Below are 13,149 nucleotides of genomic sequence, written 5' to 3' on the forward strand. Positions count from 1 at the left end.
TCGCTGGACACGGGCGCGTGCTCGGATGCCTGGCGCAATCACCGATCGCGCACTGGGGCAGGAATGGATGTGATCCGGCGTAGGTAGGTGTTGTCCGCCTGCGCGGCCTTGCTGGCGCACTCCTGTGCTTGCCTGCCCAGGGTGTGCAGCAGGCTGATCTGCATGTTCAGCGTGATGCGCTGCAGTTCGATCGCGTGCAGGTCGTGCAGCAGGTTGACCGGCGTGCTGGTGCTCGCCATCAGCTCCTGCCACAGAGCCACGCCCATGGCTGACCTGTCGTGCTTGCGCCAGCGAAGAAAGGTCGTGCCTGCGCCAGTGGTCTGCTGGGCCAGCTCGACGGGAAGCAGGTGGAAGGGATGCCCACACGCTTGTGGCAGCACCTGTCGCTGCGCCAGGGCAATCAACTCGTCGCGCATGGCGAAGCACTGGCTGGCCCAGGCGTCGAAGTCCCCTTTACCTTTAAAAGGCTTTAAAAGGCCTTTTAGAGAGGCCGCGTGTTCCAGCCGCATGAAGGCGGGCTGTTCCAGACGACGGAAGTAGCGCGGTTGGCGGTTCGGGTCGCTCATGCTTGTTCGTCCTCGCCAGCAGCTGTGGACTTGGCCTCAGCCGGATCGGCGGCAGTGCCTTCGTCGGTGGGAGGTGCGGCTGCGGCAGCGCTATCACCGCGCCGTTGCAGGCCACGGCGCACGACGGGCGGCGCAAACTTCGATCGGCGCGTGCCTTCGAGCACGTCCTGCGGCAGCTCACCGAACTTCTCCAGCGCCGCCCGCGCTGCGGCGTTCTTAGCCGCGAAGTCGTCGCGGGTGCAGCCCGAGTAGCGGTACTGCTGCGCCAGGCTGAACAGGCTGCGCAGCGCGTGGGCGCCTTCGTTGAGCCAGCGCTCCAATGTCGAGCGATCGATCAGCGCGGTGTGGTGGGCGAGGATCAGCTTGCGGGCGATGTCGTCGTAGTCGGCCAGCAGATAGACGGCGGCAAAGCCGAGCTGCGCGTTCACGAACAAGGGGAGCTTCACCGGTTGCACGTTGAGGTTCTCGCCCAGGCTCAACGCCGCAGGCACGCCGGCCAGTGCCTGGTCAACCTGCTCGCGCAGCGATTGCAGCGTGGTCTTGGTCTGGTCGAGTTTTTCCTCAATGCGCAACATCCACCAGTCGCTGTACGGGTCGTCCTGTTCCGAGCCGCGCTTCATCTTGTTCATCACGGCGATGTAGCCGTTCAGGCCGACGATGCCGGGTCGCCCCTCGGCGGCGGCGCGGCCATGCCAGATGCGCGAGGCGTGGTGAGTGTGAAGCGTCAGCGACATCGCGCTGCGCAAAGAGCCGAGATTGAGTTGCAGAGGTTCGTTGGTTGCCATGGTGTCCGCTCGCTTGGGAAAAGAGCAGTCAGGATCGGCACGCAGCGGAAGGCAGTCAGTCAACAAACCGAAATGAACCAGTCCCCGGTTGTCGTGGTAGCGGTGGCCTGTGACACGAGCTATCCCCAGGGGATAGCTCCATCGAACGCCATGGAGCGCTGCTCGCGCAGATGGTGCGGGCCGCTCATGAAACCGACGCCATTACGGCCCCGTGGACGGAAGTACCAGGCCGCGCCGGTCGGCGTTACAGCTTGTAGTACATCTATCCCCTGGGGATAGCTCTACTGACGGCCATGGACGTCTGCTTCACGCCCTTGTCGCTCGTCGCGCTCAGCTACTGCGCAGAAGGTCGCGCAGTCGGTCAATGTGCTGCCGGGCCACCTCGGGCGGAACCACATTGCGCGGTGGCTCAGGCGGTGCATGTCGTGCAGGGGCGGGTGGCGGTGCTGCCCCAGCTTGCTTGGCCCAGGCGTTGAACTCGCCGCGGATGGCACGTTGGATGATGCCGAACAGGTAGCCTGCCGGGTTGCGGATGGTGCTGCCACGACAGCGATCCGCCCATTCGTCCAGTACGGCCTGGCGTAGCGGGGCATCGACCTGCTGCAATGCCACCATGGCTCCGGCCTGCTGCTCTTCCTTTAGGCCGAGGAAGCGATCAGGCAGACGAACTCCCGGCATCGCGCGCACCTGCCCACGCTCACGCGCGGTAGTACGTACTTCATTAATACGACTACTACGTACAGTACGATCCTGCTTCGGATTCCGAAGAGCGCCGTCTGACGCGGGTTTCGGCCCTGCTTCGGAATCCGAAGAGGGGTCATCAGAATTCCGAAGAAGGCTCGGCGCCCCTTCTTCGGAATCGTGAAACGTGTCCTCCTGTGGATAACTCTCCTGCGACCCAATGCCCTGGCTCGCGAGGCGTTCGGCAAGGACCTGCAGCCGCGAGGGCAACGTGCGGCCAGACAACAACGGGTCGTCGGCGATTTCTTTGAGGGTGTGCAGGCCCACGACCTGGACGGCCTTGGCCGAATGGCCCAGGGCCTGGCTGACGAGCTGCAAGTAGTCCGGGTCGAGCTGCATCGCCTCGAACGGGGTCAGGGGCTCATCGTGCAGGACGTAGAGGTTGCCGAGGATGCGCCCGGTCTTGGGGTCGCGCCTGCGGCGCACGAGACTCAACCAGCGCGTCAGGCGCAACAGCGTCAGCGCCCGTGCCACGGTCTCGTGGGAGGCCTGTCCGGCGCAGGGCATTGACGCGAGCCACGGGCGAAGTTGCTCATACGTCGGAAACGCCGTGACGCCATCCTCGTTGAGCATGATCCGGAAGACTTGCCAGGCATTGCGTTCCAGCGGCGTCAAGCGTCGGTCGAGGAACAGTCGTCGCGGCACGCTCTCGTGGCGATTGCCGCTAAACAGGAAACCGTCGCCGGTTGTGGACACAGGCGAAGGCGACGGCGCCGATGCGGATGCGGGAGCCGGCTCGGGCGCGCGCTGGCGAGGTTTTGGCGCAAGGTCTTTCAGCGCGCTGTCGAACAGATCAGCGAGGGCGACGGGGCCTTGGCGTGGTGTTCGCGGTGCAGCGTCTTCCACGGCCATGATTCAACCCAATCCCTGATCGATCCAGTTCTTGATCGCAGCCCAGACCACCGACAGCGGCAGTTCCATGCCTTCGGCGAGGTCCATTGCCGCATCAAGAACCGAGGTCTCATCCTCCAGCTCGACATTCCTGCTGCTGGTCACGGCCTTCCAGCGCCGCCACAGCTCGGTGTCCTGCTCCTCGTCCAGAACCGGATGGCGCCCTTTGCGTTTGGGCAGGCCGAGAACTTCGCGCCGTAGCGCGACTTCCTGATGCGTCAGCCCGTAGAAGCGGCTCACCATTTCAGTACTGGCGCCCAGGCGCAGCATGCGATCGACGGTGGCGATCTCCTTCTCCACGTCCTGTGCCTGTTTGAGCAATCGCCGGAGCACTTCCCGGTTCACCGAGACAGAGCACCACGAGACGTTGGCATTGGCCAGCACGCTGATCAGCGCCGGATGCTTGAGCGCATCCAGTTCTTCCTCACCGAACCCCATCGCCTTGCAGCGACGCAGTTGCCCGTTGCGCAGGTCGTAGAGTGCCTGCGCGATGACGGCCTGGTTGAGTGGGTTCGGTGCGGACATGCGGGCCTCCCTCGCTCAGGTCCCAGAGCCGGCAGCGCCGGCTTCCAGATCAAGCAGGCGCCGGGCCAGCCGCAGCAGCCGAAACAGTTTGACCAGCGCGGTGTCGCTCAACCGCCGGGTCCCGTCGTCATGACGTTGGCCCCGTCCATGCAACAGCGCTGGCAGGTCGGTGACGAAGTGGCCGCCGTCCAAGCCGACGTCGGCCGGCTGCTGACCGGCCAGGGAAACCAGCAGCGCGAGCACGGCGCGGCCCAGTGGCGACGGAGCCTGGGCCGGCGCACTACACGCGAACCCGATGCCGTCAGAACGATCCTCGACACACGCGTCCAGGTCGGCCTCGCCCGCGATCTCGCGCGCGAACTGCGCGATGTGGATGCGCAGGCGGTCGGGTGTGTCGAGGCCAGGGTCGATATGCCAGATGTCCGAGATGGGATAGAGGCCACCGGCCTGCACGGGAATCGACTGCAACACGTTGACGGAGAAGTCGGGCGGCAGCGCATCGCCCAACTGGTCGGCGACCATGCGTTGGATGGACTGGAGACGTTCCGTCGTGGGTGCCGGAGAGATGATGTGCTCGTCAAGCAGACCGCCAGCCGCTGCCGCAGGGCTGGCCGCGGATGCCTCGCTCGGGGCCGCATCGTCCTCGGGCCTTGTCGGCGCGGCCGCAGGGTGGCCTGCAGCAGGTGCCGGCGTAGCGGGGGACGGTGACGCTTCGATCGGCGGCCGTGCGATGGCCCCAGCCTCAGGCAATGCCGGCGGCGCCGATGGCGGGGTTGGGTCGCTGACCAGGGCGCGGTGACGGCTCTCGGATTCGGTCAGGTCTAGGGCGAGTACGTCGTAGTCGATGCCCAGCAGCTCGGACATCTGACCGATCAACTCGTCCTGCACACGCTGCGGGGAAAATTCATCGGCCTGGGCGTCGAACTGCGACAGCACCTCCAGAAAGAAGCTGTCGAAGTCCAGCGGCAGGGAGCGGCCCTTGGCATAGTGTTCCCACGTGCGCTCGCTGGCCTTGCGCATGACCGACAGCCGCTCGACCTGGTGGCGGCCGAGGCCCCCATACAGGACGGTCGGGATCGCGGGCAGCAGGTAGCGCACCGCATCGGCCATGCGGCTGATGTGCGATTGCTGCACGGGGAAGCCGTCGGCGGCCAGGCGGCGGGCCAGCTCGGATTGGCTCAGGGTGGTGCTGCTTTCCGCTTCATAGAACTCGCGGGCTTTCTCGACGCCCAGGGCGCGCTCGATGAACGTCAGGCCGCCGCGCAATTCGTTCTCGGCAAGGTGCCCGGTCAGCGCGACGATCTCGCCGCGCGCAGGCCACGGCCGGAACAGGCACGATATGCGGAAGAAGCGCTCGTCCTTTGTCTCTGCCCAGAGTTCACGCAGGATCGCCAGCCTGGTGTTGCCGCCGTTGCGGATGATGTAGTGCGCCTCGCCAGGACGGCGCGTGATGGCGGGCGCCGCATCCAGGCCGCGCTCGCGGATGGAGGCCTTGATTTCATCGTAGGCCGAGTTGCGTTTTTTGCGGGGATCGTGGTCGTAGGGCCGCAATTGGTCCAGCGTCACGACCATCGGCGTGTCGGCAATGGGGTCGCTCAAAGCCGCGGCCGATGGCCCACTGCGCTCGAACCCGGCAGCAAGCAGCTTGCCAGCCATGTCCTGGGGGGTCATCTCAGCCATGGCCGCATCCCTCGGCGTTGGCGCCCCGGGCCATGCGCGCCTCGCGCTCGGCTCGGCGGATCTGCGCACGGGCGTTGAGGTCAGCCCGGTAATCACTCGCGGTCGAGCTGGTGTAGATGGCGGCGCAGCCGATCTTGGTGAACTTGAGGTGTCCGCCCCGCGTGCGTTTGACATGCCAGCCTTCGCTCACCGCGAACTCGATCAGGGCACGCAGCCGCTTGTGGCCACGGGCCAGTTCATGTGCGTTCGCCATGGAGCCTCCCGGTTTCAATAGAACGTGGAGGACGGCCGGACACGAGGGCGAATCTGTCTTGCCACTGCGGGAACAATTCGCCAGCAAGCGCGCGCATGGTGTCGAGCGCAGCGGGCGCAACTCTGCCCGGTGGCTGGCGATGCTCGACGCGATGCACCGGCAGGCCGCGGGTCGCAGCGCGCGGATAGGCTTCGATGGCCGGCACGTCGGTGCCCAGCACGCGGATGCCGGCATGGTCCTGGAACAGGTCGCGCAGCGCCTGCTGGATCATCCGTGCATTCGCGGACACGGGATGGACGCGATTGATGAGCAGGTGCAGGGATGGCGGTTCGATGCCGAGGTGCCGGTACGGCGCGATGTCCTCCAGCAACTGCATGGTGCCGCGCCGTAGCTCGCGGGCCGCGAGGATTTCCGGGGTCACGGGCGACAGCGCCAGGCCGCAGGCGAGCACCGCCATCTCCAGCAGCACCGAGCGCGCGCCCTGAGTGTCGATCAGCACCAGGTCGTATAGCGGCGCCAGCGTCGGCAGTAGATGGCGCAGCCGCAGGCGTCCGTCCGGCGCGTGCAACAGCAAGGTGTTCAGTTCACCCCGGTGGTCGTTGGACAGCACCAGGTCCAGGCCCGCGATGACGGTGCGGGACACGAGTTGGTCGAGGGCGCGCTCGTTGAACGCCAGCAGCTCATAAATGCCGCCGGGCGCGCGATGGGTCAGTTCGTAGTAAGAAGACAAGGTGGGCTGCACGTCGAGATCGAGCAGCAGCACGCGCAGGCCCGCGTCCGCGGCGAGCCCGCCGAGGTTGGCGGCCGTCGTCGTCTTGCCGACGCCACCTTTCGTTGAAATGATGGATACGACCTGCATGGCGCTCTCCGTTTGGCGATGGGAAATCCGAGGGGGAGCGGGTCAGGTGCGGTTGTTAAGGCGTTCGGCGATCCACTGATCGATCTCGACCGAATCCCAGCCCACGGCGCGCACGCCAAGGCGCAACGCCTGTGGAAACTGGCGCTTCTTCATCAGGTTGTAGATGTGGGCGCGTTTGAAGCCGGACTTCGCTTCAACTTCATCGAGCCGCAGGATGCGGCGCTCGTGCGGTGGCAGTACAGGTACTTGCGACATGGCGGTCACTCCTGAACGCTCAGTGGCGTTTGTTGGCGTGACCTCTATTCAATAGACATGGCTGCGAAAAGACATTGCAAATGCAATCTCCGCGACTGCACATACAAGATGGAAGAATTCACGCGGCTGCGCTACGCACATTCTTCCTGGCGTTGGCGAATTTGCCGTTCAAGGTTCGCTCCGTGATACCCATGGTGCCGCCATAGTGGGCGAGCAATGCAGTGACGATGGCCTCCTGCGTCTTGAAGCTGGAGTACGGCACGCCCGATGGGGATTGGCCCAGCATCAGCGTCAGCATCCCGCCGATGATGTTCAGGTAGGTGGTCTCCGCTCGATCACTGATCGCGCACTGCTTGGACGCCAGCAGGACGGCCGACTGCTTGAGCAAGGCTTCGTGCTGCGCTTGCAGTTCGCGCACCTCACGCCGACTATGGTCCAGCGCGGCCTGCAGAGCCAGCCGTTCCAGCAGGAGCGCCTGTCCTGTTTCCAGGGTGATGAAGGGATGCGCCATACGCTCGCTGCGGCTGAACAGGAATCCGGGCCGATGTTCGGGATAGTGAGTGCGCATCCAGCGCTTCAGATCGACATGGCGGACGGTCAGATCGGGCGAACTCACCAGCTCTGGGTCATTGAGCGTGATCCCGTTCTTGCCGAAGGGCAGTTCAGCATTGAGGATGCCGTCGTAGATGCGCTCCGAGTACAGCCGACACTCGTTCCATCGCGGGCAGTCCAATGTCTGCGGCAGACAACGCGGTGATGCGATCGAGGCGAGGATCGAGGCCTTGTACCGCAACAATCCAGCCCAACGTATGGCAGCTTCAATGGGACGATAGAACACCTTTGATAATGGTGGCTCCTTGTGCATGTTTTCGTCTCCTTTCGGAAGCGCTACATCACCGGCTCCTTTCTTGCCCTGCCAAGGGCTGTTGTGTCGTTATGCCTGTGGCTGATGCCTGGGACGATGCCCCGGAACGTGGGCGGAAGAATTCATGGCATCCGCACAGGTGGTCCTCACTTGCTCGATGTGCAAGAATCGACCAGTTGCCGGCCCGTCGAGTAACAAAGGAAAAAGCACGCTCGACAATGGCGCTCACGGTGCCAGCGTCATGGGGTGCGTCAAGCCCATCAAGACCGATTCGCTATGGTCTGATATCCCTACGGTTTCACAAGTCGCGCTGGGGCGCAGTCGTTGCTCAACGTCCAGAGGGGCGTAGAGAAAACCGCGCGTGTGATGCTTGTTCCTGCATCCTGATATATCGACATAGCATCCAGCGATCATGGGCTGTGGCCAGTTTGAGGCTGTTGCGCGCCGCTCCCACGCGGTCGCCCGCCGACCAGGCGATGTGAACATGTGCCCCATCTTTCTTCGCTCGCCGCATGACCTTCATCACGACCAGCCTTGGGCTGTGGTGCGCACTGCACCAACAAACCAAGCGCGGTCTCAACGCTCGATGCTGATGCCATTCCTGACGCAAGAAGACCTGGGCGTGCCAACGGCGTTGCAGCGGCGGGGTCTGGCAGCGATGTGTTCTGCGTCCGGTGTCAGCGGATGGATGGCAGTCCTTGGACGCTGATGGAAGTTGTTGGATGAACTCTGTTGCCGAGGGCGAAAAACAAGGCTATAATTCAGGCCTTCGCTGCTCACGGCGGCGGAGAAAGTGATTGGGAAACAAGGATTTAGCGCCCTAGTGCCTGTCTCGTTTCCCGCTCCAGTAGAAGAAAAGCCCCGCTATGCGGGGTTTTTTGTTTTCCGCTCTTCGGGATTGTTGAGGCCGGGAGGGGCGGCCAGCGGGCGTGTTTTGCGCTAGAATCGGGCCAGTTCCCCGGCTGACAGGTGGCCCGCGCCAACGCGCCGGCCGAGAGTGTGACATGAGCACTACCACTGCCCATCGCTGATCTTCCGCCACCGCCCTGATCCCAGGCGCCGTCGTGGCGCTTTTTTATTGCCCGCAAATCCCCATCGAAGCCGCCCGTCGGGCTGTTTCCAGGCCCGTCCGCCGGGTCGTGACTCCAGGTGAATCCCATGATCAACATCACTCTCCCCGACGGCAGCGTCCGTCAGTTCGAAAACCCGGTCAGCGTCATGGACGTGGCCCAATCCATTGGTGCCGGCCTGGCCAAGGCCACCATTGCCGGTGCCCTGGATGGCGTGCAGGTCGATGCCAGCGACGTGATCGACCACGATGCCTCGCTGCGCATCATCACTGCCAAGGACGAGGAGGGTGTGGAGATCATCCGCCACTCCTGCGCCCACCTGGTCGGTCATGCGGTCAAGCAGCTCTACCCGGACGCCAAGATGGTGATCGGCCCGGTCATCGCCGAGGGCTTCTACTACGACATCTACAACGAGCGCCCGTTCACGCCGGATGACATGGCGGCGATCGAGAAGCGCATGGCCGAGCTGATCGCGCAGGACTACGACGTCATCAAGAAGATGACGCCGCGCGCGGAAGTGGTGGAGATCTTCAAGGCCCGTGGCGAGGAGTACAAGTTGCGCCTGATCGAGGATATGTCCGAGGACATCACCGCGATGGGCATGTACTACCACCAGGAATACGTGGACATGTGCCGCGGCCCGCACGTGCCGAACACGCGCTTCCTGAAGTCCTTCAAGCTGATGCGCATCTCCGGCGCGTACTGGCGCGGCGATGCCAAGAACGAACAGCTGCAGCGTATCTACGGCACGGCCTGGGCCGACAAGAAGCAGCTCGAGGCGTACATCAAGCGCATCGAGGAAGCCGAGATGCGCGACCACCGCCGCATCGGCAAGCAGCAGGACCTGTTCCACCTGCAGGAAGAGGCCCCGGGCCTGGTGTTCTGGCACCCGAAGGGCTGGTCGATCTGGCAGGTGGTCGAGCAGTACATGCGCAAGGTCTACCGTGACAGTGGTTATGGTGAAGTGCGTTGCCCGCAGATCCTGGACGTGAGCCTGTGGAAGAAGTCCGGCCACTGGGACAACTACCAGGACAACATGTTCTTCACCGAATCGGAGAAGCGCACCTACGCGGTCAAGCCGATGAACTGCCCGGGCCACGTGCAGGTGTTCAACCAGGGCCTGCACAGCTACCGCGACCTGCCGATCCGCTATGGCGAGTTCGGTTCGTGCCATCGCAACGAGCCGTCCGGCGCGCTGCACGGCATCCTGCGCGTGCGCGGTTTCACCCAGGACGATGGCCACATCTTCTGCACCGAGAACCAGATCGAGGCGGAGGTGACCGCGTTCCACCAGCAGGCGCTGGCGGTGTACCAGCACTTCGGCTTCGATGACATCCAGATCAAGATCGCGCTGCGCCCGGAATCGCGCCTGGGCGATGATGCGACCTGGGACAAGGCCGAAGGCGCGTTGCGTTCGGCGCTGACCCACTGCGGCGTGGAGTGGCAGGAACTGCCGGGCGAGGGTGCCTTCTATGGCCCGAAGATCGAGTACCACCTGAAGGACGCCATCGGCCGTACCTGGCAGCTGGGCACGATGCAGGTCGATTTCATGATGCCCGGCCGCCTCGGCGCCGAGTACGTGGACGAGAACAGCCAGAAGAAGCACCCGGTCATGCTGCACCGCGCCATCGTTGGCTCGATGGAGCGCTTCCTGGGCATCCTGATCGAGCACCACGCTGGCGCATTCCCGACCTGGCTGGCCCCGGTGCAGGTGGTGGTGGCCAATATCACCGACGCTCAGGCCGAATACGTCGAGCAGGTTCGCAAAACCCTTGCAAATCAAGGCTTCCGGGTTGACGCCGATTTGCGCAACGAAAAGATCGGCTATAAGATTCGCGAGCATACCCTGCAGCGGGTGCCCTATCTGTTGGTCGTGGGTGACCGCGAAAAGGAAAATGGCGCCGTGGCTGTCCGCACCCGCTCGGGTGAGGACCTCGGTTCGATGTCGGTGGAAGCCTTCGTCGAGCGGCTGCAGGCTGAATTGAAGTAAGCAAGAGCCCCGGCCCCGCGGATACGTCCGCCGGGGCCGGTTCGATTCCATTCGGAGATTGCAATATCAGTACCCCTGACAACAAACAGAACCGTCGTAATCATGAAATCCGTGTGCCGCGCGTCCGCGTGATCGGCAGTGACGGTGAGATGATTGGCGTGTTGTCGCGCGACGAAGCGCTGTCGATGGCCGAGGAAGAAGGCCTGGACCTGGTCGAAATCCAGCCGCAGGCCGACCCGCCTGTCTGCAAGATCATGGACTTCGGCAAGTTCAAGTTCGAGATGCAGAAGAAGGCCAACGAGGCCAAGAAGAAGACCAAGCAGGTCGAGATCAAGGAAGTGAAGTTCCGTCCGGTCACGGACGAGGGCGACTACCAGATCAAGCTGCGCAACATGCGCCGCTTCCTCGAAGAGGGCGACAAGGTCAAGGTCAACATCCGCTTCCGTGGCCGTGAAATGAGCCACCAGGAGCTGGGCCGCGAGATGGCGACCCGCATCGAGACCGATCTGGGCGAGGACATCGTCATCGAATCGCGTCCGCGCCTGGAAGGCCGGCAGATGGTGATGATGATCGCGCCAAAGAAGAAGTAAGCCGGCGGCCTTCGGGCCTTCGCTTTGCTGAACAGGGAGGGGCTGGCGCCGCCTCCCTGTTTGCTTGCCTGTTCAGCCAGAATCCCGTCCTTGTCGACTCGCGTTTGCAAGCGACTGGAAGGAAAGGCATAATGGGCGGCCCGGTTCGCCGGGTTTGTTGTTTGCGTCAAAACAGGACCTGCCTGCCTCCTTCGGGGAGCGCGGGCTTTAGACAGGCAAGGGCAAGGACGGAAAGCGTGGCCACGGCCACCGCCCAGCCAGTGAAAAGAGACCATCAAGGACATAGCAATGCCCAAGATCAAGACCAACCGGGCGGCGGCCAAGCGTTTCCGCAAGACCGCTTCCGGCAAGTACAAGGCTGGCCACGCCAACCGTAGCCACATCCTCACCAAGAAGGCGACCAAGCGGAAGCGTAACCTGCGTCAGACGAACCACGTCCGCGCAGAAGACGCAGGCCGTCTGGACCGCATGCTGCCCTACCTCTGAGGAACTGAACCATGGCACGAGTTAAGCGTGGTGTGCAGGCGCGCCGCCGCCACAAGAAAGTATTGGATCTCGCCAAGGGCTATTACAACGCCCGTCGCAAGGTTTTCCGCGTCGCCAAGCAGGCGGTCATCAAGGCACAGCAGTACGCCTACATCGGCCGTAAGCAGAAGAAGCGCAATTTCCGTTCGCTGTGGATCACCCGCATCAATGCGGCTGCCCGCATCAACGGCCTGAGCTACAGCCGTTTCATGAACGGCCTGCTGAAGGCTGGCATCACCCTGGACCGTAAGGTCCTGGCTGATATCGCCGTGCACGACGCAGCCGGTTTTGCCGCTCTGGCAGAAAAGGCCAAGGGCGCACTGGCGGCATAAGTTCTTCCCATGGCCATCGTGCGTTCACGCACGGCGGCCTGAGTGAGACAATGCATGGGGAAGGGCGCGAGTCCTTCCCCATTCTTTTTTGTGGCCTTCCAGTGCTGTTGGGGTGGTGGAGGGTCTGCGGTGCGACGGGGTCGGCCCGGCGCGAGGCCGCTGAAGGCAAACCGATCCGAGGTCCGTCGATTCCATGAGTGACATCCAATCCTTGACCGCCCAGGCGCTGGCCGACGTGGCCGCCGCGCAGAACCCGGAAACGCTGGAAAACCTGCGCGTTTCGTTGCTGGGCAAGAGTGGCAGCATCACCGCGCAGCTCAAGCAGCTGGGCACCCTGCCGCCGGACGCGCGCAAGGCCGCCGGCGAGGCGATCAATGTCGCCCGCGACGCGGTGTCCACCGCGCTGGCCGAGCGCAAGGTGCTGCTCGAAGATGCCGCCCTGGATGCGCGCCTGGCGTCGGAGCACATCGACGTCACCCTGCCAGGTCGCCATGGCGAGCGTGGTGGCCTGCATCCGGTGACGCGCACGCTGGAGCGCATCACCGAGATCTTCGGTCGCCTGGGTTACGAGCTGTCCGAAGGGCCGGAAATCGAGGACGACTGGCACAACTTCGAGGCGCTGAACTTCCCGCCGCACCATCCGGCGCGTGCCATGCACGACACCTTCTATTTCGGCGACGGCCGCCTGCTGCGCACGCATACCTCCGGTGTGCAGGTGCGCTACATGGGCGACCACGCGCCGCCGTTGCGGATGATCGCCGCCGGCAAGGTGTACCGCAGTGACAGCGACCAGACCCACTCGCCGATGTTCCACCAGGTCGAGGGGTTGCTGGTGGACGAGCATTCCACCTTCGCCGACCTCAAGGGCACGCTGTCCGAGTTCGTGCGTGCGTTCTTCGAGCGCGACTTCGAGATGCGTTTCCGCCCGAGCTATTTCCCGTTCGTGGAGCCGGGCGCGGAAGTGGACATCGCCTGGCAGCAGCCCGATGGCAGCACCCGCTGGCTGGAAGTGCTGGGCTGCGGCATGGTCCACCCGAACGTGCTGCGCAGCGTGGGCATCGATCCGGAGCGTTACACCGGCTTCGCCTTCGGGCTGGGCGTGGAGCGCTTCGCGATGCTGCGTTACGGGGTGAATGATCTGCGCGCGTTCTTCGAGAACGACGTGCGCTTCCTCAAGCAGTTCGCGTAAGCGACGGGCCGTCGTGCCGGGCCATGCCCGGCA

The 13,149-nt window shown here is 63.9% G+C and carries 14 protein-coding genes; 5 read left to right on the top strand and 9 right to left on the bottom strand.

Features of this window, described 5'->3' with window-relative positions:
- Positions 1-38 precede the first annotated feature (38 nt).
- The 9 genes from ACIPR8_RS19615 to ACIPR8_RS19655 all read right to left on the bottom strand — a co-directional run bounded on the left by ACIPR8_RS19615 (position 39) and on the right by ACIPR8_RS19655 (position 7,420).
- Complete coding sequence (locus ACIPR8_RS19615) at positions 39-566, bottom strand: DUF3158 family protein (RefSeq protein ID WP_446542119.1); 528 nt, start codon at positions 564-566, stop codon at positions 39-41.
- Positions 563-1,351 carry a PFL_4669 family integrating conjugative element protein gene (locus tag ACIPR8_RS19620; RefSeq protein WP_446542120.1) on the bottom strand — a complete coding sequence of 263 codons (789 nt, stop codon included), beginning with the start codon at positions 1,349-1,351 and terminating at the stop codon, positions 563-565. Before ACIPR8_RS19620 ends, ACIPR8_RS19615 begins: the two co-directional genes overlap by 4 nt.
- A gap of 330 nt (positions 1,352-1,681) precedes the next feature.
- Positions 1,682-2,944, bottom strand: a complete 1,263-nt coding sequence (locus tag ACIPR8_RS19625; protein WP_446542121.1) for an STY4528 family pathogenicity island replication protein — start codon at positions 2,942-2,944, stop codon at positions 1,682-1,684.
- A 3-nt stretch (positions 2,945-2,947) separates the two neighbouring features.
- Positions 2,948-3,508, bottom strand: a complete 561-nt coding sequence (locus ACIPR8_RS19630) for a DUF2857 domain-containing protein (protein ID WP_073664028.1) — start codon at positions 3,506-3,508, stop codon at positions 2,948-2,950.
- A gap of 15 nt (positions 3,509-3,523) precedes the next feature.
- Positions 3,524-5,188 (bottom strand): ParB family protein, encoded by a 1,665-nt coding sequence (locus ACIPR8_RS19635; RefSeq protein ID WP_446542122.1) that lies wholly within the window; start codon positions 5,186-5,188, stop codon positions 3,524-3,526.
- Positions 5,181-5,441: a hypothetical protein gene (locus tag ACIPR8_RS19640; RefSeq protein WP_446542123.1), complete on the bottom strand. Its 261-nt coding sequence runs from the start codon at positions 5,439-5,441 to the stop codon at positions 5,181-5,183. The genes ACIPR8_RS19635 and ACIPR8_RS19640 overlap by 8 nt, the downstream gene beginning before the upstream one ends.
- On the bottom strand, positions 5,425-6,300 hold the full coding sequence (locus tag ACIPR8_RS19645; protein WP_446542124.1) for a ParA family protein: 876 nt from the start codon (positions 6,298-6,300) through the stop codon (positions 5,425-5,427). The genes ACIPR8_RS19640 and ACIPR8_RS19645 overlap by 17 nt, the downstream gene beginning before the upstream one ends.
- A 42-nt stretch (positions 6,301-6,342) precedes the next feature.
- Positions 6,343-6,555 carry an AlpA family transcriptional regulator gene (locus ACIPR8_RS19650; RefSeq protein WP_012112310.1) on the bottom strand — a complete coding sequence of 71 codons (213 nt, stop codon included), beginning with the start codon at positions 6,553-6,555 and terminating at the stop codon, positions 6,343-6,345.
- Positions 6,556-6,673: 118 nt separating this feature from the next.
- The gene (locus ACIPR8_RS19655) at positions 6,674-7,420 is read right to left on the bottom strand and encodes a hypothetical protein (protein WP_446542125.1); all 747 of its coding nucleotides are present in this window, start codon (positions 7,418-7,420) and stop codon (positions 6,674-6,676) included.
- A 1,158-nt stretch (positions 7,421-8,578) separates the two neighbouring features.
- On the opposite strand from ACIPR8_RS19655, the gene thrS reads away from it, so the two are divergent.
- The 5 genes from thrS (at position 8,579) to pheS (ending at position 13,116) form a co-directional block, all read left to right on the top strand.
- A complete protein-coding gene (gene thrS / locus ACIPR8_RS19660) occupies positions 8,579-10,480 on the top strand; it encodes a threonine--tRNA ligase (RefSeq protein WP_446542126.1) in 1,902 nt (633 codons plus the stop codon).
- A gap of 65 nt (positions 10,481-10,545) precedes the next feature.
- Positions 10,546-11,070, top strand: coding sequence for a translation initiation factor IF-3 (infC, locus tag ACIPR8_RS19665; RefSeq protein WP_243694071.1), 525 nt, complete (start codon positions 10,546-10,548; stop codon positions 11,068-11,070).
- Between the two features lie 288 nt (positions 11,071-11,358).
- Positions 11,359-11,556 carry a 50S ribosomal protein L35 gene (rpmI, locus tag ACIPR8_RS19670; RefSeq protein ID WP_010342861.1) on the top strand — a complete coding sequence of 66 codons (198 nt, stop codon included), beginning with the start codon at positions 11,359-11,361 and terminating at the stop codon, positions 11,554-11,556.
- An 11-nt stretch (positions 11,557-11,567) separates the two neighbouring features.
- Positions 11,568-11,927, top strand: a complete 360-nt coding sequence (gene rplT / locus ACIPR8_RS19675; RefSeq protein ID WP_054657697.1) for a 50S ribosomal protein L20 — start codon at positions 11,568-11,570, stop codon at positions 11,925-11,927.
- A 193-nt stretch (positions 11,928-12,120) separates the two neighbouring features.
- Entirely contained in the window at positions 12,121-13,116 is a 996-nt protein-coding gene (gene pheS, locus ACIPR8_RS19680) for a phenylalanine--tRNA ligase subunit alpha (RefSeq protein ID WP_132862878.1), read from the top strand.
- Positions 13,117-13,149: the final 33 nt, after the last annotated feature.

The sequence above is a fragment of the Stenotrophomonas sp. LARHCG68 genome (assembly GCF_052871705.1).